At 71.0% G+C, this 22684-nt stretch carries 19 protein-coding genes and 1 pseudogene; 10 read left to right on the plus strand and 10 right to left on the minus strand.

The window, feature by feature from the left end; all coding sequences use genetic code 11:
- The first annotated feature begins 98 nt into the window (after nt 1-98).
- From ACWGJ2_RS32980 to ACWGJ2_RS32995, 4 genes are all read left to right on the plus strand, one after another.
- Entirely contained in the window at nt 99-908 is an 810-nt protein-coding gene (locus tag ACWGJ2_RS32980) for a hypothetical protein (RefSeq protein WP_453349992.1), read from the plus strand.
- The gene (locus ACWGJ2_RS32985; protein ID WP_453349993.1) at nt 905-2947 is read left to right on the plus strand and encodes a hypothetical protein; all 2043 of its coding nucleotides are present in this window, start codon (nt 905-907) and stop codon (nt 2945-2947) included. The genes ACWGJ2_RS32980 and ACWGJ2_RS32985 overlap by 4 nt, the downstream gene beginning before the upstream one ends.
- Nucleotides 2948-3042: 95 nt before the next feature.
- Nucleotides 3043-3705 (plus strand): hypothetical protein, encoded by a 663-nt coding sequence (locus ACWGJ2_RS32990; protein ID WP_453349994.1) that lies wholly within the window; start codon nt 3043-3045, stop codon nt 3703-3705.
- Nucleotides 3702-4088 carry a hypothetical protein gene (locus tag ACWGJ2_RS32995; RefSeq protein WP_453349995.1) on the plus strand — a complete coding sequence of 129 codons (387 nt, stop codon included), beginning with the start codon at nt 3702-3704 and terminating at the stop codon, nt 4086-4088. The genes ACWGJ2_RS32990 and ACWGJ2_RS32995 overlap by 4 nt, the downstream gene beginning before the upstream one ends.
- A gap of 227 nt (nt 4089-4315) precedes the next feature.
- Here ACWGJ2_RS32995 and ACWGJ2_RS33000 read toward each other — a convergent pair whose 3' ends face one another.
- Both ACWGJ2_RS33000 and ACWGJ2_RS33005 read right to left on the minus strand, forming a co-directional pair.
- Complete coding sequence (locus ACWGJ2_RS33000; protein WP_453349996.1) at nt 4316-6580, minus strand: Helicase associated domain protein; 2265 nt, start codon at nt 6578-6580, stop codon at nt 4316-4318.
- A gap of 82 nt (nt 6581-6662) precedes the next feature.
- Nucleotides 6663-7070, minus strand: coding sequence for a TetR-like C-terminal domain-containing protein (locus ACWGJ2_RS33005; RefSeq protein ID WP_453350029.1), 408 nt, complete (start codon nt 7068-7070; stop codon nt 6663-6665).
- A 268-nt stretch (nt 7071-7338) separates the two neighbouring features.
- Between ACWGJ2_RS33005 and ACWGJ2_RS33010 the strand changes: the two genes are divergently transcribed.
- The gene (locus tag ACWGJ2_RS33010; protein WP_453349997.1) at nt 7339-7632 is read left to right on the plus strand and encodes a hypothetical protein; all 294 of its coding nucleotides are present in this window, start codon (nt 7339-7341) and stop codon (nt 7630-7632) included.
- An 82-nt stretch (nt 7633-7714) separates the two neighbouring features.
- Here ACWGJ2_RS33010 and ACWGJ2_RS33015 read toward each other — a convergent pair whose 3' ends face one another.
- The gene (locus tag ACWGJ2_RS33015; RefSeq protein WP_453349998.1) at nt 7715-10567 is read right to left on the minus strand and encodes a DUF4365 domain-containing protein; all 2853 of its coding nucleotides are present in this window, start codon (nt 10565-10567) and stop codon (nt 7715-7717) included.
- A gap of 134 nt (nt 10568-10701) precedes the next feature.
- Here ACWGJ2_RS33015 and ACWGJ2_RS33020 point away from each other — a divergent pair, with 134 nt between their 5' ends.
- Complete coding sequence (locus tag ACWGJ2_RS33020) at nt 10702-10827, plus strand: hypothetical protein (RefSeq protein WP_453350032.1); 126 nt, start codon at nt 10702-10704, stop codon at nt 10825-10827.
- A 102-nt stretch (nt 10828-10929) separates the two neighbouring features.
- Here the strand turns inward: ACWGJ2_RS33020 and ACWGJ2_RS33025 are convergent.
- Both ACWGJ2_RS33025 and ACWGJ2_RS33030 read right to left on the minus strand, forming a co-directional pair.
- Nucleotides 10930-11148 (minus strand): annotated as a pseudogene (locus ACWGJ2_RS33025) (AAA family ATPase); the annotation flags it as partial.
- Between the two features lies 1 nt (nt 11149).
- Nucleotides 11150-12349, minus strand: coding sequence for an exonuclease SbcCD subunit D (locus ACWGJ2_RS33030; protein ID WP_453349999.1), 1200 nt, complete (start codon nt 12347-12349; stop codon nt 11150-11152).
- A 290-nt stretch (nt 12350-12639) separates the two neighbouring features.
- On the opposite strand from ACWGJ2_RS33030, the gene ACWGJ2_RS33035 reads away from it, so the two are divergent.
- Nucleotides 12640-14550 (plus strand): ATP-dependent nuclease, encoded by a 1911-nt coding sequence (locus ACWGJ2_RS33035; RefSeq protein ID WP_453350000.1) that lies wholly within the window; start codon nt 12640-12642, stop codon nt 14548-14550.
- A gap of 453 nt (nt 14551-15003) precedes the next feature.
- On the opposite strand, the gene ACWGJ2_RS33040 is transcribed toward ACWGJ2_RS33035, so the two are convergent.
- Entirely contained in the window at nt 15004-15981 is a 978-nt protein-coding gene (locus tag ACWGJ2_RS33040; RefSeq protein ID WP_453350001.1) for a hypothetical protein, read from the minus strand.
- Nucleotides 15978-16514 (minus strand): hypothetical protein, encoded by a 537-nt coding sequence (locus tag ACWGJ2_RS33045; RefSeq protein ID WP_453350002.1) that lies wholly within the window; start codon nt 16512-16514, stop codon nt 15978-15980. Before ACWGJ2_RS33045 ends, ACWGJ2_RS33040 begins: the two co-directional genes overlap by 4 nt.
- 422 nt (nt 16515-16936) lie before the next feature.
- Here ACWGJ2_RS33045 and ACWGJ2_RS33050 point away from each other — a divergent pair, with 422 nt between their 5' ends.
- The gene (locus tag ACWGJ2_RS33050) at nt 16937-17620 is read left to right on the plus strand and encodes a hypothetical protein (protein WP_453350003.1); all 684 of its coding nucleotides are present in this window, start codon (nt 16937-16939) and stop codon (nt 17618-17620) included.
- 371 nt (nt 17621-17991) lie between these two features.
- On the opposite strand, the gene ACWGJ2_RS33055 is transcribed toward ACWGJ2_RS33050, so the two are convergent.
- From ACWGJ2_RS33055 to ACWGJ2_RS33065, 3 genes are read right to left on the minus strand one after another with little or no spacing between them, the layout of a single operon-like run.
- On the minus strand, nt 17992-18720 hold the full coding sequence (locus tag ACWGJ2_RS33055) for a helix-turn-helix domain containing protein (protein WP_453350004.1): 729 nt from the start codon (nt 18718-18720) through the stop codon (nt 17992-17994).
- A complete protein-coding gene (locus ACWGJ2_RS33060) occupies nt 18720-20828 on the minus strand; it encodes a hypothetical protein (protein ID WP_453350005.1) in 2109 nt (702 codons plus the stop codon). The genes ACWGJ2_RS33055 and ACWGJ2_RS33060 overlap by 1 nt, the downstream gene beginning before the upstream one ends.
- A 25-nt stretch (nt 20829-20853) precedes the next feature.
- The gene (locus ACWGJ2_RS33065) at nt 20854-21450 is read right to left on the minus strand and encodes a helix-turn-helix domain-containing protein (protein WP_453350006.1); all 597 of its coding nucleotides are present in this window, start codon (nt 21448-21450) and stop codon (nt 20854-20856) included.
- A gap of 18 nt (nt 21451-21468) precedes the next feature.
- On the opposite strand from ACWGJ2_RS33065, the gene ACWGJ2_RS33070 reads away from it, so the two are divergent.
- Together ACWGJ2_RS33070 and ACWGJ2_RS33075 are read left to right on the plus strand one after the other, a co-directional pair.
- Nucleotides 21469-22320 (plus strand): hypothetical protein, encoded by an 852-nt coding sequence (locus ACWGJ2_RS33070; protein ID WP_453350007.1) that lies wholly within the window; start codon nt 21469-21471, stop codon nt 22318-22320.
- A gap of 87 nt (nt 22321-22407) precedes the next feature.
- On the plus strand, nt 22408-22644 hold the full coding sequence (locus ACWGJ2_RS33075; RefSeq protein ID WP_453350008.1) for a hypothetical protein: 237 nt from the start codon (nt 22408-22410) through the stop codon (nt 22642-22644).
- Nucleotides 22645-22684: the final 40 nt, after the last annotated feature.

The following is a 22684-nucleotide window of genomic DNA, read 5'->3' on the forward strand; positions in this document are numbered from 1 at the left end:
CACGTGGGTGGTGCCCACTGGTGGGCACCACCCACGTGCCATCGGCCGCCAGCATGAGGCATCCCGCACGTTCCCTCACGAGAAAAGGCTGCTGCCTCATGGCATCTTCCGTTCCGGTCGACTCCGCCGATGTCCCGCCGGAGTACGCCCTTGTGGTCATCGACGTGGTGAAATACAGCCATCTGTCCGAGGAGAAGATGGCTCCGCTCCTGGCGGACCTGGACGACATCCTGTCCACCGTGCTCGCCGACTGCCGGATCACCGATCCCGCCTCCGTTCCAGACGCCGCCAAGGACCGGGGCGACGGCACACTGTTCGTCCTGCCGCACCGGCACGCAGCACGGCTTGTCGATCCCTTCCTCCCGCTGCTCAGCCAGGCACTGGAGCGTCGCGAGCAGGCCCGGCTGGCGAGCTCACCCTCGCTGCGGCTACGGGCGGGCGTACACGTGGGCGTCCTGGTGCCGCCCAACTACCGAGGCAATGCTGCCAACGACGTCTGCCGACTGGTCGACAGCGACGCGGTCCGCCATGCCTCCGCCGCTGCCACGGACAACCACCTGCCGCTGGCCGCCGTGGTCTCGGACCCGCTCTTCCGTATCGCCGTGGGCGCGGACCGCACCCGGGCCCTGAAGAGTCACCACTTCCAGCAAGCCACGCTCCGTATCACGGGCAAGCCCGAGTACGAGCAGACGGGCTGGCTCCTCGTCCCGGGACTGGCACCGACCGCGCTGCAGCCCTATCTCACCGAGGACGGCCCCTTCTCCCCCGGGCAGGCGGTGCCGCCGGACGCGAAGAAGGCCACAGGCGGCGGACGCAGTGCGGGCGTGCGGCAAAAGGGCAAGGCCCGTGGCAAGGCCCGGCTGCTGCAGGTCGGCGGCGACTACCGCAACGGCCAGGAGCAGTCATGACGAGCGCCCAGGACACCACGGCGGAAACGATCCAGCGGGGCAAGGCCACCGGCAAGGCCCGCCTGACGCAGATCGCTGGCGACTACGAGGAGCACAACCACCAGTACGTGCGCGGCTGGGAGTACCTGCGCGGGTCCACCGTGGACGGCAACGAGATGGAGTTGGTGAAGCACGCTTTCGTCGATCCGCCCGGTCCCGGCGGATCCGGCCAGACCGCGCACGCCCTGCGGCTGCTCACGCGGCACCACGCCCCGGCCCGGCTCCTGGCACTGTGCGGCGAGACCGGCACGGGACTGCGCGCCATCGCGATTCACCTGCTGCACAAGGCCGGGGTGCCGGACCAGAAGATCCGCTGCCTGGCGCTGGACTGGGACCGGCCGCGCACCGAGCAGATCCCCCATACTCCGGGCCATGGGTTCGTCCTGGACCTGCGGCGCTACCGCACGCTGCCCGAGGACTTCTACACCGGGCTCGCCAGCCTGCACAAGGCCGCCGAAGCCGCCGAAGCCATTCTGATCATCCTGGCCGACCCCGGCGGGTGGAATCCTGGCACGCTCGCCACCGTGCCCACCGTGCAGATGGTCCGCGCACACGCGCAGCAGATCGCCGAGACGCATCTGCGCCACCTCGCGGCCCACCGGGTGGACTGGCTCTCCGGCGATCCTTTGAAGCCGCTGCTGACCGACGCAGTTCAGCCGTCCGAGGCCGCCCGCCTGGCCTGGCTCATCGCGCAGGCCCGCGGTGACGGCGAGGAGGGCAAGAACGCGGTCGCGGAGGAGTTCACCGACTGGCGCGCCCATCTGGCGGGCTGGTTCGAGGATCATGCGGAGCCGGAAGAGCTGCGCGAGCGGTGTTTCCTGCTGGCCGCCGCCCTGCTGGAGGGTGCCCCGGCCGCTACTGTGCTGGATGCGGCGGACGTCCTCTTCCACGAGGTCGGCGGCAAGCTGCCGCCCGGTGGCGCACTGGCCGGACGTGATTTGGACAAACGCCGGGAGGTCATCCGCGCTTCCCTGGTGGAGGGCGAGGGTCTTTCCCTGGAAGCCGAACGGCACGGGCTGCCGCAGGCGGTCTTGACGTACGTGTGGGAGCAGCGGCCGCAGTTACGCAGCGTGCTGCTGGAGTGGGCCTCAAGGATCAGCGGTCCCAAAGGGACGGCCGTGCATCATCTGCGGCGTATCGCCGACTGTCTGGTGCAGTTGTCGCTGCTGCCCGGCGGCGCCGTGGTGGGATCCGTGGCCACCGAGTGGATCGAGGCGGGAGGAGCTGCGCACCGCCGTCTGGCCCGGGAGGTCCTGGAGACGATGGCGCTCCACCCGGTCACCGGTGTCGCCGTGCGCAAGCAGCTCTACGACTGGGCGCTCCAGAAGTCCACCAGCCAGAAGCTGGCCACGGCGGTTGCCCAGATCTGCGCGGGCCAGTTGGGCCGGCACTACCCTCGGGTCGCGCTCACCCGGCTGCGGCTGCTGGCCGCGCGCAGCGACGAGGCGGCCCGCGACGCCGTGGCCGATGCCGTGCGCACGCTGCTGGAGGTCCCCGAGCGGCGCATGCTGGTGCTCTCCGAGATCGTCGGGTGGGCCGAGGCCCAGGACGGCGACACCCGCAAGGCCGGTGCGCACACCTTCCTGGCGCTGACCGGCCTCGACGGCGACGCCCTCCCCCTGCGCCCCCCGGCGGCGGAAGCCAGCGGGGGGCCCGCAGACGGTACGGCTGATTGGTTCATCCGCGGCTGGCGGGCGGCCTTGGCGGAACCCGCCACGGCCGAGGCCGCCTACGGCACCTTGGAGGCATGGCTGGACTCCGAGGAACTGGCGGACGAGCTTGTGATGCCGCTGGCCACGGAGGTGCTGCGTGAACGTATCGGGCGGACAGGCGCCGCTGCCCTGCTGGTGGGCGCCTCCGCCAGCACCGAGACGGGGCGCGCCCGGCGCAGACAGTTGGTCAGCCGCCTGGTCTCACCGCCGTCCCCCGCCCCTGCCGGGCCTGGGCCGGAGCCGGCTGTTGCGCAGCCCGGCGGTAGGACCGGGCCCGCGGCCGAGTGAGCCTCCTGCCCCGGCGCCGTTGGCTGGCCCCACCCGTCCCGCCCTCTGTGGTGGGCGCGGGTCCGGCACATCCGCTCGCCGTCACCGGCGAGCGGATGGCCAGCCGCATTGCCAGCGTGTGCTTCACCGCCCGCATCGACGGCTTCTGGCACGAGGCAGGCGACTACGGACATCACGACCCGGAGGTGCAGGCGCGTGACTACCTGCGGCGGCAAGCCGCACAGATCACCCGCCACCACTGCGTCCTCGACCCCGCCGGCGCTCAGGACGCCGTCAACACCGCGCTGATGCAATGGAACCACCCGGCTCCGGGGCTGTCGGTGACCGGCCGGATCCGTCTGAAGGTCTCGGACCAGGACCGCGGTCTGGCGCAGGAGCACGCGCGGCGGCAACGGGCAGCCGATCTGGAACAGGAAGAGGAACTGCACCGCCTCCAGCACCTCCAGCAGATCCTCGCGGATCCCAGCCTGCGCCGGGTGTGGTGGATGGACCGCTTCCCCGACCGCCCCGACGGCCTGAACACGCTCAAGCAGGAGCTGGCCGACCTGCCGGAGCCACAGCGGCGTGTGGACGACGACCTGCGCTCGGACATCCGCCGCTTCACCGACCAGCTCGTCACCACCATGCACACACCGCAGCAGCGCGAGATCTTCCTCACCGCCCTCGTCCAGGCCCTGCGCGCCCTGGGCCACCACGACCTGCAGACCAGCGCCGACCGATGGCGCACCCGCCAAGACCCCGGGAGCACACCGGCATGACACTCCGCAACAGACGCTGGCTCCTCGCCCCCCTCCGGCAACTGCGCACCCAGCGCCTCATCGCCCGCCACGGCCCGACCCTCCCCTACGACACTGCGTGGGCCCTGATCGGCCTCAGCCAGGGTTCCGAAGGCGAGGGCGCAGCCGTGCGCACCTGGGCCCGGGAGAACCCCGACGGCCCGCCCGGCATCCATCACGACCACTGGCACGACCTGAGCGCAGCGGAACAACGGCGTCGCCGCAAGTGGCTGCAGCGCCACCGCCACTCCCCCGTCCAGCTCCTGCGCCTGAACGCGGCCCTCATACACAGCACAGGCCTGCACGTCCTCGACTGGGACCGCCCGCCCGAAGAAACGGCCGGCAGTCACCCGCACGGACGATGATGGCACCGCCCCGCGAACACGGATCCCGGGAAGCACATCTCATGCCTGGCTGGGTGCAGCTGTCCGTGGTGCGGGCTCCAGGTCATTCCCGGACCATGACGGAGCTGCCGCCTCGGGGTCCGCGGCCTCGGCGACAGACATGACGGCCCCTGTGTCGGAGCCCCACGCAGGTGGCAGGCCGAGCCGAACGTTGCGGCCCCCGGACCGGGCAGAGAGGGACGTGCTCCTCACTGCTCGGTGTGCAGACCGAGTTCGGCGAGTGCTGCCCGACGTTGGGGGGTGAGGGAAGAGCTGCGGCGGCGCAGGTTGGTCAGCCACTGGCCGAGGCGTACGGGGTCGCCGTCGATCTCTTCGGTGTGGCGCTGAGGGACGTTGAGGTGGCCTTCGCGGGTGAGGTAGGCGTGGGCTGCTGCCAGTCCGCGCTGGAAGGCGCGTTCCCTGGCCGGAAGGCGAGAGGTGCCGTGGGCGCCGGGTGCCTTGGGCGGTGCGGCGGGGGTGAGTGCGGGGTCGTGCAGGAGGCGGAGCTGGCCGGGGTGGAGGCGGGGGCCGCGGGCGCGTTGGGTCTTGAGCCACTCCCCTGCTTGGTGGTCTGCCGGGTCGTGGCCGAGAGTGCGGCGGGCGGAGTGGTAGGCGCGGTGCCAGGTCAGTGGCCAGGGCGGGTTCCACCAGGGGTCGAGTGCGGTGAGCGCTGCGGTGCGGTCGGGGGTGAGGTTTGCGGCGCGGGTGCGTTGGGTGGCGAGCCAGCGGCCGAGGGGGAAGCCGTCGTGGGACTCGTCGGTGCGGGGTGTGAGGTGACCGTGCTCGGCAGCGTAGGCGGTGGCGTGGGCCAGGGCGCGGTCGAATGCCTGCCGGCGGGGTCTCCAGATAATGTCCAGGTCGTCCAGGGCGCGGGTGCGGGCGGCATCGAGGGTGCCGGTGTGGTGCAGGTGGCGTTGCCAGTCCAGCCAGCGGCCCAGGGGGTAGTCGTGGTCGTCGGTGTGGTTCTGGGGGACGTCGAGGTGGTGGTGGGTGCGGTGGTAGCGGCGGGCCGCTTGCAGACCGCGGCGCCATTCGGCGCTCTTGGGCGCCAGGACGCGCAGCGAGAGGGCGAGGGCGACCTCGTCGGCGCGGACGGGGTGGTCGAAGTGGAGCCAGGCTTCGGGGTCATCGGGGGGTGCGGTGGGGCGGTGGGTGCGGGGGTCGGCCAGGCGGGCTTCGAGGCGGTTGTCGTGGGCGCGCAAGGCGGCGATGGTGCGCCACAGGGGGGTGTAGGCGTCGGCGCCGAGGAGGTCGTCGGGGTCTTCGTGGGGGGTGAGGTAGACGGGGACGACGAGGGTGGCTTTCTTTCCTGCGCCGGGGGGCTGGCGCAGGGCGCGGCCGACGGCCTGGACGGTGTCGACGGGACTGTTCTTGGGGTCGGCGAAGACGACGGCGTCGATGTCGGGCACATCGATGCCTTCTCCCAGGACGCGGGCGTTGGCCAGGACGGCGGGGGTGGTGTGGGTGGTGAAGTCGAGCAGGAGACGGCGGCGGTCCGCCGGGGTGTGGCTGCCGCTGATCCAGTCCGCCCACAATCCCTGGGGGCGCAGGTGTGGGGGGAGGGTGGCGGCGGTCGTGGTCAGGGTGGTGGCGAAGGCGCGGGCGTCGGCGACGCGGTGGTGGAAGGTGAGGATGCGGCGCAGCTTGTGGTCGTGGAGGGCGCGCAGGGCGGCGACCTGGCGGCCGGCCAGGTGGAGTCCGCCAGTTCCTGCGCCGGGGCCGGTGGCGAGCCAGTCGCGCAGGTCGGCGTCGGTGACGACGGGGACGAGGATGCGGTAGTCGGCCAGCAGGCCCAGATCGATGGCGTCGGAGAGGTTGAGGTGGTAGGCGACGGGGCCGAAGAGGGCTTGGTCGTCCATGGAGGCGACCGCCTCTCCTCCGTCGGCGTCGGGGGCCTGGTCGGGGTCCCACAGGCGGGGGGTGGCGGTGAGGTAGAGGCGGCGGGCGGCGGGGACCTGGTCGTCGTGGTGGACGGCGGCCCATGCCTTGCCCAGGCGGCCGGCGGTGCGGTGGGCCTCGTCGACGACGGTCAGGTCCCAGGAGGGCAGGAAGTGGTCGCGGTGGGCGGTGACCAGGGTGGGCAGGGAGGCGTAGGTGGCGTAGGCGGTGACCGGGCCGGTGCCGGCGTCCTGGACACAGGTGGCCAGGCGGGCGGGATCGGTGGTCATAGTGACCGTGGTGCTGACCGGCTGGTGCTCGTGGGCCTGCCGGGCGGAGCAGACGGCGAGGGCGGGGCCTTTGCGGCCCGCCGCGCGCCAGGAGCCGATCGCCTGGGAGAGCAGGTCCAGGGTGGGCACCAGGACCAGGACGCGCCCGCGTGGGGCAAGGCGGGCGGTGGTGCGGGCCGCGATGAGGGTCTTCCCGGTCCCGCAGGCGGCGATCACGCTCGCCCGGGCGTGCTGGGACAGGACGCGGACGACGGCCGCGACGGCGTCTTTTTGGTGCGGGCGCAGCGTCAGCTCGACGGGTGCCATGAGCGGTCGGGAACTCCTTGAAGGGGACGACAGGTGTGAAGGCAGCGGAGCAGGGGAGCGGTCTCCTCTCGCCGTGGAAAATCTAGCGGCCCGGCCGAGGGAGCGGGGCGTTCCCCGGGCCGCCCCACGTCGGTGCCAGCGCGGGCCCCCTCCCGGCTGAAGCCGCGGCCCGGGTCGGACGTCGATGGACACCAACTGCCGTGTCTGGGTTGCACCCTGGGCGCGCATTCAGCCGACCAGGGCGTATGTGCCACGCTCCCCCGCATGCCGAGCCTTCAGCACCAGGCACACGCGGGGGCCTACTGGCCAGCTGGCCGGGAGTGCCGATGCCGCGCATGAGGTTGTCGACGATCTGCGCCGGGATGTCCGCGGTAAGGGTGTCGGGGGCGGTGAATGCGCGGGCGTGCAGGGGGCCGATCAGGAGTTCCAGAACCAGCTGGGGGTCGAGGCCGGGGCGTAGTTCGCCGCGGCGTGCGCCGCGTTCTGTGATGCGGCGTCACCTCACGCTCCCTCAGCTGCAGGGCAGGGGTCTGCACTACAGTGCGCGCCGCCCCGACACCCAGTATCCTCCGCCGTCCCGGGCGGCCGAGGAAGGAAAAGCCGCCATCCGGCCCCGCATCCCCGCACCCTCGCCGCCGCGGACCTGGACCGTTCACCTCCGGACCGAGCCGGGCCTGGCCCGGCTGCACTGCTCCGCGTGCGGCGATCTCCCCCAGCCTTGCGGCGGTGTTCGACGAGCAGCCCTCGCCCACCTCGCCATGCACGCCCGCACCACCTCGCTCCCCCAGCACCTGCGCACCTGCCACTGCCCCGACATCGGCTGCACCAGCCACCCCCGCCACCGCGGCTGCGACGGCACGATCCTCCTCGCCCTCACCCACCGCCGGGGCAGCTGGCGACTGACGGACCTGTGCCACGCCTGCGCCACCGCCACCTCGCACACCGCGCCCGTGGCAGAACCCGTTCCGCGGCGGCCTGCACTGCCGTCGCCCGAGAGGGAGGAGGAACTCGCCTGGAACGCGGAAGAGTCCGGTGCGGAATGGCCCGCCTAGGAGACCGGAGCCGCCTCCGTGCACCGCCGTCCGCTGCGCTGGGCAGCACGGAAGGCGTGGCGGGAGACGCGCTCCGTGCCCCTCACCCGCCTCCACGAGAGCCGTCGAGAGGGTCCATCACGTTTCTGACCAGAGCTGACGGATGTCGGCCAAGCACAGCCACCAACTGCTGGCGGCGTTCGTTGTCAAGCTCGGACGGCAGTGCCTGCGCCACGGCCAATGGGACCTGGCAGCCATCGTCTCCTGCGGCATCTTCGACAACGGACAGGTGCACGGGATCGGCGTTCGGGGCGAGGGCTCGGGTGAGGGCGACAACAGCCGCCGCCCTCACTCCCGGGTGTGGATCGGCTGCCAGGGCAAGCAACAGGCCTTGGGCCGCGGGTCCCTCAGACCCTGTTCCAGCAGCGTGCGCCAGCATGCGGGCCGCCGCCGTCCGCTGCCTCGCGTCGCCGTGCAGCATGCGGGCCGCCGCCGTGATGGCCGAGGATGTCGCCAGCGTCCCCAGAGCAAGACCGAGCGCTGTTGCCACCTCCCGCAGGTCTGCAGGCGAGGGCGCGTCGAGGAGGTGAACGGCGCGCAGTTGCTCCGGCTGCGCCGCGGCGGACTGCCGGATGCTGTCCGCCGCCTGTGGCGGCAGCTCATGCACCCTGCGCGCCAGCAGCCGCAGCCCGCCGAACTTGTGGTCGGCGGCCGCGCACGGGTGGGTGAGAAGTGCGAGTGCCGTGGGCCAGTCGGCCTGGGCAGGGAGCGTCAGGTTGCACCAGACCAGCAGCCACCCCCAGTCGGTGCCGCCCATGCCCCAGCTGCTGCCTTCGGCTTCCGCGAGCTGACGTCGGCATCCTTCGACGGCGCAAGCGGTCAGCCGGCCGCTGGCCGCCTCGGGCTTACGGGAGTCGGGGATCTCGTCGAAGGCGTAGAGGTCGCCGGTACGAGCGCGGCGCAGGAGGGTATCGAGAGCGCCCTGGTCTCCCGCCCGCGCCAGCAGGCCGAGCATGGCCGCGGAGATTTGTCCATCACGCTGTCGCGCTGCGGCCTTCTTCCACTGCCAGACGCTGGTCTGCCAGGCGGCCGGCCGCAGTCGGCCTGTCAGGTGAGGGAGTTCTTCCCTTCGCACAGAGCGCTTGCCGAGATTCCGCCGCACTTGCTCTGCCGCCGCCTCGTGCGTGCTGTCGCTCGCGGCCGACAAAAGCCGCCACAGGGCCCGCATCGCGAAATGGTCGGGCTCGAAGGTGGGGCGCACTCGTTGTTCGAAAGCGTCAGAGTCGTTCAGGATGCTCAGGCATTCGGCCGCCGCCCGGTCGGCCTGCTCACGGGGTAGCAGGTCCCCCGCGGCGGCCCACAGGGCCAGTTTGGTGCGGGCCGTGGTGTGCCGCCACGGGGCGTTCAGGGAGCGGCTGAGGGCGTGGATCAAGCTCTGGGCCGGGCCGCTTCTCCACAGGCGTCCGACGGCGGATTGGAGGTCTTTGGTGCGTCCGTGGCGGCGCAGGACGTCGACGGCCTCGGTCAGCGCGTCGATGGCTTCCTGGTCTGTCGGCATGCTTCGCCAGGCCGCTTGATGACACCGCACGGCGTGATGCGCGTGGTGGGCTGCCGCTTCAGCCGCGCTGCGGCGGGCGCCGCTGAAGGCCGCTTGGACCCACACTCCGTGCAGCCGGTCTTGAGCCCAGGCCTGTGAAGGGGCGTCCGGCTCCTCCGACCGCCCCCAGGCGGCGAACGCCTGCGCCTCGTGGCCAGCCAGCGCCCAGGCGGTGGACTGATCGCGCCACCAGGAGGAAGCGGTGTCGCCCAGGGCAACGGTTTCCTCGGGGGCCGGCCGTCCTTGACGGCTCCAAAGGGCGGATTCGAAGAGGAAGGCGGCCGCTGCGGCGACGATGGTGCGGGCGGTGACGTCGTCGGCGTCGAGCTGCACGGCAATCTGGCAGCGGGCGGCCAGGCTTCGGGCAGTGGCGATGTCGCCGCGTTCACCGGCCAGCAGCGCTTGATGGAGCACGACCCAGGCATGGTCGACCGGCGGCAGTTCCTCCCCCGCCCGGGCGAGGACGTCCTCCGCCTCCGCCCAGCGCTCAGCCTCGGTAAGGAAGACGGCACAGGCTACCGCTGCTGCCGCGCTGCGGTAGGGGTGGTGGGGGTGCCGCGAGGAATCGGACGCCGCCAGCTCCAGCAGTCCGTCCAGGTCGCCGTGCTCGACGGCTCGGCGGTAGGCGCGGAAAAAGGTCCATCGCCAGCCGCTTTGCTGCCGCGGGGAGGGCAGCGTGCCCTTCTTGGCGTGCCGCTCGAGGTCACTGGTGCGCCCCTGGGTCACGAGCGCGACGGCCTCTTCCGGCCTCAGGTCACGGTCGGTCTTCGCGTTGGGATGCGGGGCGATGAGCCGCGGAGACACCAGAGCGTGGCGCAGGGCGCGTCCGGGGGCGACCACGTCGGCCCCCGCCCGCCACACCGTGCCTTCCAGGGACCAGCTCGTCTTCGCCGAGGCGGCGGCCTCAAGGAGGGCGGACAGGTGTTCGGGGGCCACCCACTGGGTGGCCGGAACCAGGATCTTGAATCCTTCGCCCGCGGACTCCACGTGCTGCGGGGTCACGTGCGCCCAGTAGGAGCGCCGGAGGTGGTGGTTGTGCAGGACCAGCAGATGAGGGAGGCCGTGCTGGACCCAGTCCTCGAAATGCCGGGCGTCCGCTTCCGCATACCACCAGCCCTCCAGCACGCCCTCGGCGTTGCGCGCGGGGCTGGTGAAGTAGCTGTCGCCGGCTTTGACCTGGGCCGTCATCAGCACCGTGCGGTCGAACCGCCGCTCGTCGCGGACCTGCAGGAACAGGTCGATTCCCAGGTCGTGCTGGTTGTTCTCCACCGGGCCCCAGCCCAGCTCCTCGAAGTCGGCCACCACCCGGTGGACGCCGGCGGATCCGGTGCTTTCCTGCGGGCTGCTGCGCATGGCCATGGGGCGGCTTCCTTCCTCAGCTGAGGTGACAAGCAAGGGGGTAGCGCGGTTGCCAGGTACGGATTTCCAGGTGGTGGATGCGGGCGTCCGCGTGGAGACGTCCGGTCTCGGTCAGCCACTGGTGGACGGCGGCAGTGACGTCCCCTCCGGCGGCGTCCACGCGGGCGGCGAAGTCGGCGGCGGCGAAGCCGCCGGTGGCCGTAGGAGCGTTCCTCGGTGTGGTCGGCGCGCTGGATGACCTCGCGGCGGATGCCGGGTGAGTCGGTGCGGCTGCCGGAGGGATGTACGTAGCCACTCTTGGCGAGGCGGACGGTGAAGGCCAGGCGCAGCCTCTGGCGGGCGGCTTCGGCGATCAGGGGGCGCAGGCGGGCGTGCGCGTGGTGGCTGCGCAGCAGCAGGTCGCGGTCGCCGGGCGGCTTGCCGTACAGGGCGAAGCAGATGCCGGCGAAGACGGTGCTCTTGCCCGCGCCGGTGTCGCCGTGCAGGAGGAAGAGGCCGTCGGCGGACAGGGTGTCGAAGTCGATGGTGTGGGTGGTGGCGAAGGGGCCGAAGGCTTGCAGACGCAGGCTGTGCAGGCGCATGTCAGACGGTTTCCTTGTGCTGCTCGTTCAGGCGGGAGGCTTCGACGGCCTGCTGGAGCAGGGCGTGTTCGCCCGGGGTGGGGGCGCTGCCGCGCATGCCGTGGAGGAAGTCGCAGGCGATGTCGAGGTCGCTGCGGCCGCGGATGCGTTCGCTGTAGGTGGGGGGTTTGGTTGCTTGGGCCGGGTCGTGGGCGGGCTGGTACTTGAGGGAGAGGGTGTGGGGGAAGCGTTGGCGCAGGCGGGCCATGGCCTCGAAGGGCAGCGCGGTGTCGGTCAGGGTGACCTCCAGCCAGGCGTCTTGCAGGGTTTCGTGGGCCGGGCTGGTCAGCAGTTCTTGCAGGGAGCCCGTCATGCGCTGGAGGCGGAAGGGGGCGGGACAGGGGCGGGGGGTGAGGGCGGGGGCGGTGTGTGGGGAGAGGTCGACCAGAGTGATCGATTTGGTGTGGCGGGTTTCGGAGAAGGAGTAGGGCAGCGGGGAGCCGCTGTAGTGGATGCGGTCGGTGACGTGCTGGGCGCCGTGCAGGTGCCCCAGGACCACGTAGTCGATCCCCTCGAAGATGGTGGCGCCCGCGTGGGCGACGCCGCCGACGGCGATGTCGCGCTCGCTGTCGGACTTCTGGATCTCATCGCGTTCACTGCTGTGCCCAGTGCCGGAGGTGATGAAGGCGTGGGCGAGGACCACCGAGCGGGTGCCGGGCGGCCGGCGGGTGGTGAGGTCGGCGCGGATCCGCTCCAGTGCGGCGGTCAGTACCGCGTGGTGGGAGGCGGCGTCGGCTTCCAGCTTCTCGCGGACCATTGACGGCTCGAGGTAGGGGATGCCGTAGACGGCGACCGGTCCGTCGGCGTCCTGGAGGAGGACGGGGCGGTCGCAGGTGTCCGGGTCGGTGTGCAGATGGATGCCGGTGCGGGCCAGGAGGCACGATCCGACGCCGAGACGGTGGGCGGAGTCGTGGTTGCCGCTGATTATGATGACCGGCACGTCGAGGTCAGCGAGTTGGTGCAGGGCACGGTTGAACAGCCGTACCGCATCCAGGCTGGGGATGGCCCGGTCGTAGATGTCGCCCGCGACGAGGACCGCATCAACGTGGTCGTCCCGGGCGGTGTCGGCCAGGTGGTCGAGGAAGGCGCGCTGGGCTGCTATCAGGTCTTCTCCGTGGAACCGGCGGCCCAGGTGCCAGTCCGAAGTGTGCAGAAACCGCATGCGCACAGACCGTAACCATGGATGCGGCAGCTACGGGCGGTTTCACGGTGACGAGCAGTGGGTGGAGGGAAAAAGGGCTGTTTGCCGGAGGTGGGGTAGTCCGTGGGACGTACCGGTGTCCGGGCGTTGGGTGGTAGCGCCGTGTCCACTGCGGAACGAGGTACGCGAGCAGGTGCACGGGACAGAAGCGACCGGGGTGGCGGGGCCCCTAAGATGAGGCATTCGATACGGAAGGCGGCCGCTCCCGCACCGCATCCGGCACTTGGTCGCGCACACGGCCTGCGGGAGTGGTGGCGCAAGTCGCGGAGCAGGGCGGGCAGTTGCATCTCAGGAGTTTCACGGTCACCGGCTTCCGGTGCCTGACGGACATCGCCAGTATCCCGGTGAGCAGCCCGACCATCCTTGCCGGCCACAACGACGGCGGGAAGAGCGCCCTGTTGGACGCTCTCGCCTTCCTGCTCGGAGCACGCAAGCTCGAAGACGAGGACCGCACCTACACCGGACCGGCCGCGGACGACGCGACGGTGGCGGAGCGCTGCGCGCAGACCACGGTCACCGGCACCTTCGACCTCGACCCGTGGGAGCAGGAGACCTTCGCTCTGGGCGCCCAGGTGCAGGTGCGCCGCCGCTGCGGTGAGGACCTCGTGGCGCATCTGGAGATCTTCGGGCCGCTGGCGGACGACGAACGCCTGCGGGATCTGGCGTCCCACCTCGTGCCCGCCCTCAAGGAACTTGTCAGCGAACTGGGACTCAACCCCGTCAGCCAACGACGCGCCGACCTGGAAGAGAGCCTCAGAGCCCATGCCGCGGCCCACTCCAGCAGCCAGGGCTGGATGTCGGCTCCCGCAGGGCTGGACAAGCGCATGCCGCGGCTCCTGCCCTTCGACGGCAAGACCGCTCACCCCGATGCCGCCGTCAAAACCGCCCTCACCGGCCGCTTCCACAGCCACATGGAGGACCCGGAACTCAGCGGCCGCCTGCACCAGCTCGAGGACGACGTCAAAGAACGCCTGCGTATCGACGCCAAGTCGCTGTGCGACCACATCACCCAGCGCTGTCCCGAACTGCAGCAGGTGACCGTCGACCCGGACATCTCTTTCGGACAGGGCTTCCGCGCCGCACCGCTGCGCCTCTCTCGCAGGCCCGGAGAATCCGTCGGCCTGGACCGCTCCGGGCTGGGCAGCAACCGCCGTGTCTCGCTGGCGATCTGGGAGTGGACCAGTGAACTCCTCGCGGGGGAAGAAGCCGGCGACCACTCCCCCGGCCCCGCCGGTGAGACAGCGGAACCCCAGGCTCCGCCCCTGCAGAGCATCGTCGTCTACGACGAGCCCGACACCCATCTGGACTACCACCACCAGCGCAAGGTCATGCAGCTCATCCGGGAGCAGAGCGCACTGCCCCATGTGAATGTCCTGGTCGCCACCCACTCGATGAACCTCATCGACGGGGTCGACATCTCCGATGTCGTCCACCTGAAACTGCACGAACACCGCACCATCGTCGAACGCCTGGCCTCCGGGACGGTGGGTGACGATGTCGATGTGCATCTGGGGCGCATCGCCGCGGCCGTCGGCCTGCGCAACTCCGTACTGCTGCACGAGCGCTGCTTCCTGGCCGTCGAGGGAGAGACCGAGCAGCAGGCGTTTCCCCTGCTGTTCCGGCTGAGTGAGGGCCTCTCCCTGCAGGCGGCCGGGATCGCCCTGTGGGCCTGCTTCAACAACGAAGGCGCTCTGCATCTGGCCCGGTATCTCGCCCAGCACGGCCGGAGCCTGATGCTCGTGGTCGACGCCGACAGCCGCAACGTTGCCAAGAGTATCTTCAAGCCCGCGAAACTCACCCAGTTCTTCGGGCCCGCAGCGTCCGATTACGTGAAGTTCATCGGCGAGTCCGAGGAGGCGGGCGGGGAGATGTACAACGAACTGGAGGAGATCTTCCCCGACACCCTCTGGGCCAGCACAGCCAACAAGATCTGGCCCCGGCCCGTCGCACAGGGCCCATGGGCACCCGCAGACTTCGCGGCGCTGCGGGAATCGGGGAAGTTCAGCGCGCGCGTCCAGGAACTGCTCCAGGCGCAGAGCAGTGACGGGCCGGGCGGCAAGCCGGAGATGATGTACCAGCTGTCCATGTCCCTGCAGGACCCGGACGATGTTCCCGAGCAGCTGCGCCAGATCTTCCGTGAGCTCAGGCAGCTCGCAGCGTAGCCAGCAAGAAGCGTGCCGTCCCGGGACGCGGCGTGCCGGGAGACCGGCGCCTGGCCTTCATGCGCTCCTTGCGTTGCTCCAGCGTCGGGGGCTGCCACTTGTGCCAGCCCACCGGCGGCTTCCAGCGCTGCATGTGCTCACGCTCCTCCACACCGCACCACCGGCAGCCTCCCGGAACAGGAGACTGCTGTTCAGAGCCACCGTCCATAACGGGCATCACCGCCTCCCTCCACTACCGTGATTCTTCCCCACGGCACTGACAACCGCGCCTCGCCCAGACAGAGCCGGACACAGGCGGACCAGGGAGCGGGCGTCACAGGCCCACGGCGGGCTGAAGAACCCGCCTCGCTGTCCGCCAGGTCCTGGGCCAGGGGCCCAGCCACACGGCTGAGAGGCGGCAACCGGGCGCAAGGTGTACGCCTGCCGGAACAGGGGCCCCGGCAACGGGCGCGTCTACCGGTCCCAGCGCTCCAGCTGACCGGCGAGTTCCTGGTGCCAGGCGATGCGGGACAAGCCGGCGTCCGTGCGGGGCTCGGGGCCGAGGGCCACCACGGGGTCGGTGACGGAGTGGGCGAGACGGTAGGTGAGGACGTCGACGGCCAGATCCATCCACTCCCGGGTACCGCGCGCCGGGGGCAGGGGGCCCAGCACGGTCACGAACCACACGGGAAGCCGGGCCCGCTCGCGTACGGCGTCGGCAAGACGGGTACGCAGTATCCCCTCCAACTTCTTGTGCGCCCTAGCGCCCGCCTCGAGGTCCGGCTGGGCGGTCCGGCTCAGCTCTTCGTCCTGTGCCAGCGCCTCGCGGGCTTCCTCCGCCCTGGCGGCCAGCGCGGGGAGGCGTTGGGCGGCGGCCTCCTCCTGGCTGACGGCGGAGAGGAAGCGGGTGCGGGCCTGGTGGTGTGTGTCGCTGCGGTAGGGGGTGCGAGCCAGGACACCAGCGGCGTCGACGGCACTCGTGCGGTGTCCGTCCCGCTGCGCGAGGGCGTTGTGGTAGGCGGTGATCTGCTGGCGCAGGGCGCTTCGCTGGGCAGGGTCGAGCAGGTCGGCCCGGGCGTAGCGGCGGCGGCTGGCGGCCGCGGCCAGTTCGTGGTGCTCCGGGCTGTAGGTGTCCAGGTCGGCTTCGGGCGCGTCCGGGCCAGTGGCTGCGTGGGTCTCGAGTGCCTGAATGCGGGAGCGGAGCCGCTGGAGAGTGCCTTTGATGCCCCTCAGCTCGGCACGCAGATCCGAGCTGAGGGTGTTCACGGTGTCCTCGGCATCATCGACGGACTCACGCAGCGTGTGCAGTTCATGGTCGAGGTTGTCGGTGTCACCCAGCGTGTCGCGCACCCGTCTCAGGCCGCGTTCCAGATCGTCGATCCGCGTGTCGAAGCCGTCGGCCCGGATGTCCAGGTCATCAAGGCGCTCGCCATGGTCCGGCCCGGAGTTCATGCCGCCGCCTTGCCCGCGCCGAGGCTGGCAGCCGCGAAGGCGATCACGATCCAGGCCGCGAGAACGAGGGCCAGGCACCAGGAAGGGACCACGCTCAGCAGGATGAGCAGAGTCAGGATGCTGGCAGCGTCCCCGACCAAGGCTACGTTCCTACGGGCAAGATGTCCGTAGGCCGTCACCTTCTGGGAGGTCCCGGCCAGCGCGCCGAGCAGGTGCAGCACCAGCAGCGGGAGCCACCACAGGGCGTGGTCCTGCACGAGAACAAGCACGATCATGACCAGGGCGAGGACAACCTGACCCCGCCACGACCACAGCACCATCAGCTCACTGCGCTCCCGGGCCGGTTCGGCCAGCAGCCGGGGCAGTTCGTCCTCGTAGCGCAGCAGCCGTCGAGTGCCGTGAACAAGCCGAGCGTATCCGGCGGGAAACCCCTCATCCTCCGTGTCGAGATCCTTCAGCTCGCTGTGCAGCTGTGCGACCTCCTGTTGCGCACCGCGGTACTGCTCGCGTATCTCTCGTTCGCTGCTGCCCATTGCCGACCCCCACCGGGACGTGACGGATACTCGACCGGACTCTTCCCACCAAAACCCCCGGCCAGCCACAGCCCCGATCCCCGCCGCCGCGCCCCTCTCCCCGCACCACCAGGCCAACGGCCCGGAACGTCTCCGGAACAGCCACGCTGGCCAGGGGCCCCGGGGCGGGAGGCGGGCGCGGGCAGTATGGTCTGCCCCGCCGGCTGCTGCCAGGAGGCGCCAGAACGGCGCGGAGGGCAGAACACGGAAGGGAGGGCCGGATGAGTCAGCTGTCCGCGAACCGGTACGGGGGCGTATGCGCGGCCGATCACTGCTCCCAGTACGTGGAGCCCGGCGCTGGGGTCCGTGTCCGGCTCGGAGACCGGTGGCGGGTGTACTGCCGGGCCGATACTCCCGGATCCACCGGAGGAAATCCCTCACGCGTGGATTCTTCGTCGGCTGCGGAGAGCCGGTCTGCCGACACGGCGCCCCGGAGCGGGGCAAACCGGTTCGCCGGACCGTGCCTGGAATGCTCCATCCAGGTCGCGGCAGGTGCCGGGGTGCTGGTTCCCTGCGAGGACGGCAAGCGGAGAATGCAGTGCCCCGTGTGCCAGGAGGTTGAGTTCCGGCACACGCGCTGGAACGAGCACGACCAGTTCGGCACTGAGCCATGGATCTCGGACAAGGTCCCGGCCGGCTGCGCGGCCACGATCGCCGTTCGGGTGCTGGCGCTGGACCGGCCGTGCTGGAAGTGCGGAGAAATCACCACGTGCGTCGTCGCCTTGCATCCGCACCGACCGGCCCCCACCGACAGCTATCCGCGGATGGTGGACGAGACCTCACGGGTATGGATGAAGGGACTGCTGAAGGGCGCCGGGCTGATCCGCATCGCGGAATCGATCAAGCCCCGATGGAGTTCCACTGTGGGCGGACAGTACCTGAGCAGCGGCTGCATGCACTGCGACGCGCTCCAGGGCGATTTCCCGGTGCACGAGGATGCCTCTGACCTCTTCGGGGAGCAGGGCATGGAGGCGTTGTCCACGCTTCTCGTGACGGACGTGCCCACGCCGGTGTGGCACCGTCTGGTCCACGGTGAACACGGCGCGGGATGCAACCTGCTGATGTGACTTGCCTCTGCCCCACCCCGGCGGCATCAGATCCCTTGGCTGAAGAGCATCGCTCGGCCCATTGGGCCGCAGAGCAGGGGTACCTGCTCCTGCCCCATCGGCCCTCTCCTCAATGAAAGAGTCTGCCAGCTGACTCACATGGCCGGACGAAGATGCCCGTCTGCGGCGTGCGTCGTTACGGAAGGGGCCCGGGCCCTCGGTCGGCACGAGTGAGGGCGTCTCGGCACAAGCCGTGCGTGTCCGGGCCCCTTACCTCCTCCGTAGCCTGGCTGGGCCCAGCACACGGTCGGACGCCTCCCGGAGCTGTCCCGGTCCATCGGGTCTGTTGCGTCGCCTGTGCGCACCGGCGGGTACCGCAGGTGGCGCCCCGGTCAGCGCGGACGCCAGGTGCGTACTTCGAGGTGGGTGATGCGGGCATCCGTGTGGATGCGTCCAGTCTCGGTGAGCCAGTGATGGACGGCGGCGGTGACATCGCCGCCCGCGGCGTCGACGCGGCGGGCGAAGTCGGCGGCGTCGTGGCCACCGGTCTGGGCGGAGCCGTAGGAGCGTTCCTCGGTGTGGTCGGCGCGCTGAACCACCTCGCGGCGGATGCCGGGTGAGTCGGTGCGGCTGCCGGAGGGATGTACGTAGCCACTCTTGGCGAGGCGGACGGTGAAGGCCAGGCGCAGCCTCTGGCGGGCGGCTTCGGCGATCAGGGGGCGCAGGCGGGCGGAGCCGGTGGCAATCGCCTGGGCGCCGACGCGGCCGGTTCCGGTGCCGGTGGGGGTGATCAGGACGGCTTTGCCGCGCACCCGGGCGCGGGTGCCGGAGGCGGTGGTGCGGCGGGTGATGCGGGGGGCGGCCAGGGCTTGGAGTTCCTCGGGGTCGGTGATGCCGCCAGTGCGCACGGCGGCCAGGACGTGGGTGAGGGCGGGGACGAAGGCGGCGCCTTTGCCGCGTGTGTAGAACTGGGAGACCAGGGAGGGGTCGCGGTCCAGGATGCGGGCGACCTCGCGTTTGGTGTAGCCGGCGGCCTGGAGCTGGTCGGTGAGACGGGCGGCCTCGTTCAGCTCACCCTGCCGACGGCGGGCGGAGCGGCGGGAGCGGGGGCGGGGTGGCATCAGGACCTCTCCGCACGGGTGCTGAGGGCGGCGCGGCCGGCATCCCGCAGGGCGAGGAGGTCTTCCTCGCTGGCAGGAGCGGGAACGGGCCCGGTGAGGTGGCCTTTGCGCAGGTAGTCGCCGGGCTGGCCGTGGTAGGGCCAGGACTGCTGGGGGTGGGTGAGGTAGAGGGCGTCGGTGCGGAAGGCAACAACGGTGCCGGGCGGGGTGTGCAGGGCGCCCGCGTGGGTGTCCTCGGCGCGGTGGCGCTGGGTGAGCAGGGCAGCGCGGGCGGCGGACCAGATGGCGGCGGCCCACTCTGGGTGGGCATGGGGGTCGCGGGCGAAGCCGGTGGGCCGCTGCCAGGTGATGGTCTCCTCGTCGAAGCCGAGGATCTCCGCGTCCGGGGGCAGGTCACGTTCGCTGGTGCGGGGGGTGGTGCCGGTGACCAGACGGGGGCGCTGGGCGAAGGAGCCGATGCCGTACAGAAGGAGGGCGCGCACCGCGCGGGCGGCCAGGTGGGCGGCGTGGGCCTCGTCGGGGTCGGCGTGCAGGCGGGAGTGGGAAGTGAGGGTGTTCCAAGCGTCCTTGAGGCGGGTGGCCCATTCGTCCAGGGGCTTGCCGTCGTCCCACAGGATGCCGTCGAGGATTTCGATCTTCCAAGGCTGCAAGGGGTTGGTCAGGGCTGCGTGGACTTCGGGGCCGCCGGCCCAGGTGGTGAAGGAGGTGCCGGGGGTGGCCGGGTAGTGCCAGGCGCGGTCGCCGGGGGCGGGGGCGGGCAGCAGTCCGACGTGGTTCCAGCCGTGGGGGACGGCGGCGCGGATGTGCCAGTGGCCGCAGCCGAACAGCGCCTTGGTCTGCTCTTTTCCGCTCCAGGAGGCGAAGGCGGCGGCGGTGATACGGCGGGGGGTGCCGACGGGGGATTTCCAGGTGTGCTTGGCGTAGGCGAAGGTGCGGTCGTACTCGACCAGGGCGGGCAGTTGCTCGGGCACCTGGGGTGGGGTGAGCAGCTGGGTGCGGCCCTGGCCGGCGGTGGCGTGCAGCAGGCCGCGCAGTTCCTCCGAGAGCACCGGATAGCCCTCGGCGTACTGGCCGCGGGTGGGGATGGTGCGCGTCCACAGATCGCGGCCGGTCTGGGAGGGCGAGCCCATGAGGACCGCGTCGCTCCAGTGGGTGCGCAGGGCCTTCCACAGCAGGACGAACGCGTCGCGCACGGTGGCGGGTTCGGCGCCCTCGGGGTCGAACCACTCGCCCACGGAGCGGATCTCCACGTGGCGCTGTCCGTCCTCGGACTGGTAGCGGGCCACGGGCTGGCGGGGGTGGACGAAGTGGCCGGCCATGCGGTCACGTCCGCGGCCGGTGTCGGTGCGCCAGCCGGGGGTCGGCGCGTTCAGCCAGGCGGCCACCGCGTCCCGCAGGTAGGGGTGACGGGCGGCGTCCTTGTGCCAGGGAGCTCCTGCGGTGATGTAGATCCGTTCCACGCCCTCGGGGACAGTATGGAAGACGGCGGTGAGGATCTCGCTGGCCGAACCGGTGGGCAGGTCGAGCCGCACGGTGCGGTCGCGGTGGACCAACAAACCGCTGTCGGCATCCAGGAAGACAGTGGAGCGGGCCTGCTGGGTGAACTGGGGCCGGGTGGAGGCGAGACCGCGGGTGTGGGTGAACCAGGCATCCCCCTCGCCGCCTTCGGGGATGGAGGGCAGGGTGCGCGGCTCGCCTTCCCCCATGGCCGGGGCTGCGGGCGTGGTCGGGGCCGCAGGCGGCGCGGGTGCCTGCAGGGCTTCGGTGCTCGGACTGGTCGGCGGTGCGGTGAGCTGGGGCACGTGCGGTTGCGGTTCGGTGAGGGGAGCTCCGGCCGGTTCGTCGGCCGCTGCCGGTTCCGGTGCGGGCGTAGCGTCGGCGGCCAGGGGTTGTGGGGCCAGGGCCGGTGCACGGTCGACGATTTCGGCCAGGCTCAGTCCGGCGGCCGGGGCAATGCGTTCGGCCTTGGCCTTGTCATAGGTGGCCAGTTGGACGATGCGCTTGTCGCGCTCGGCTTCCAGTTTGGCGAGTGCCGTCCGGGTCTTCCTGATGTCGTCGCGCACCGTCCGCAGGTCGGTAAGAGCGGCGTTGTAGCTCTGTGCGTCCATCGGATTCCTTGTCCGGGCTTTAAGTTCAGCTGGCGGTGTGCGTGGGGACGTAGGCGATCGCGCCGCCCGAGTGTGAGGCGAGCCGGGTGCCCAGGAGCAGTTCGGCGAGCTCCTGGTCGCCGTCCACGCGGGAGGTGATGGTGGTCGTCGGGGTGGCCAGGTCAGTGACGTAGCCGGCCAGGCGGGCGTCGGGGAAGGCGTGACGGCCCTCGTCGTTCCTCTCCCACCGCTCCAGCCCGGTCAGCACGGCCACCACGTAGCCGGACAGGGTCACCGGGAGCACTCCCCCAGCCGCAACGCTCGCCGCGTCGCACCGCCACCAGCCGCGCAGTGCCTTGAGGACGTCGTCGGGGGCGAGGGGGGCGGCGAAGCCGATCCAGTTCCGGTCCGATTCGTCGACTCGCTGGGCCGCATCGACCCGCAGGACACCAATCTCCTCGGCCGTGATCTGGTCCAGGGCAGCGTGGCGACGTGCACTGAGGGACTGCACTGCCGAGAGGGGGATCATGACCCGCACGCCGCGGCGGGACAGGCCAGGCAGCAGCCCGGCATGCACGAGGCGACGGAAGGTGGTGACAGCGCACCCCAGTTCCTCGGCCGCCTGCCCTGTCGTCAGCAGCACCGAGTCACACTCCCATGCTTGATCAGATATCTGATTAGGCATGCAATGCTAAAGGGGAGCGGATGTGGTGTCAAAGGGCGGCGCCGGATCTTCTCCCCCGTATTCGCGGGCCTCTTCAACTGCGGATCCACCGGCGTTGATCTTGCGGAGGCGGGAAGCGATGCCTCCTTCGTTGCGGCCGAGTTCCTGAGACAGTTCGGCCGGCTAGGCGCCCTGCGACCAGCGTTTGGCCAGGTGCTGGTCGTCTTCGGGACTCCACGTCTTGTAGGCGTGGGAGTGAAGCCGCCGCTTCTCCTCCTCCTGGGCATCCGCCGTCCCCTGCCCGAGCTGAGGAAGGTCTGTCGTGCAGTGCTGGCCTCCACCACAGACCCGGTGAAGCCGCCGATGCCGCGGCAGGTCGAATTCGAGCAGGAGACGCTGTTCGGCGATGCCTGGCGGGATACACGGCCCGCGGGGGGCGGACGCCGCCAGCCAGAGCGGGCCGCGCCGGTCTGCGGGGCCCGAGTCGTATGCCCCTGTACCGGCTATTGCTCCATACGGCAGTCCGCCCGGCCCCGGAATGGGCATCACGGGCGTCACCCGCCCGGCGGCGGCTCGTTTGCTCGGTGGGGAACGCCGCAGCAGCGCGAGGGAGTGCCGATGGGCCCGTCGTTTGTGATCGAAAGGCTTGAGCCCCAGCGGGGCGGCGTCTGGCGCGTCCGCTTCTTCAAGGGCTTGGTCACGTTCCTGGTCGGGCACTCGAAGCCCGCTAAATCGACGGCCATCGAGACGCTGCTGTACCCGCTCCGGCTCACCACGGCAACGATCATGCCGGAAGTACGCAGTTGCGAGCATATCCGTCTCGTCTTCCGGGTCGCCGGCACCCGCTGACAGGCCACCCGCAGCAGGGCGGATCCGCGGGCGCGGGTCCTGCTGAAGAATCTCGACGCTCCGGACGAGTTCGAACACGCGCTGCCCGTGACCACGGCCAAGCCCGGAGAGACCACGGCGGGCGCGTTCGTCCAGGACCTGCTCGTTCCGCCGGCCGCGGCCCGCGGAACGACCCGCATCGGACTGGACGACTTCTACAGCACCGTGATCGCGCTGCGGCAGACCACGATCGCCTCCGAGTTCCTCGGCGGGGGCAAGGACGCGGCGCGGGCCCTTGCCCTGGAGGTGATCCTGGGACTGTGGAACGAAGATCTCGCCGGTTAGGAGAAGCACGCTTCGGAGGCCGAGTCCCGTCACCGGGCTG

The sequence above is a fragment of the Streptomyces sp. NPDC054796 genome (assembly GCF_053611545.1).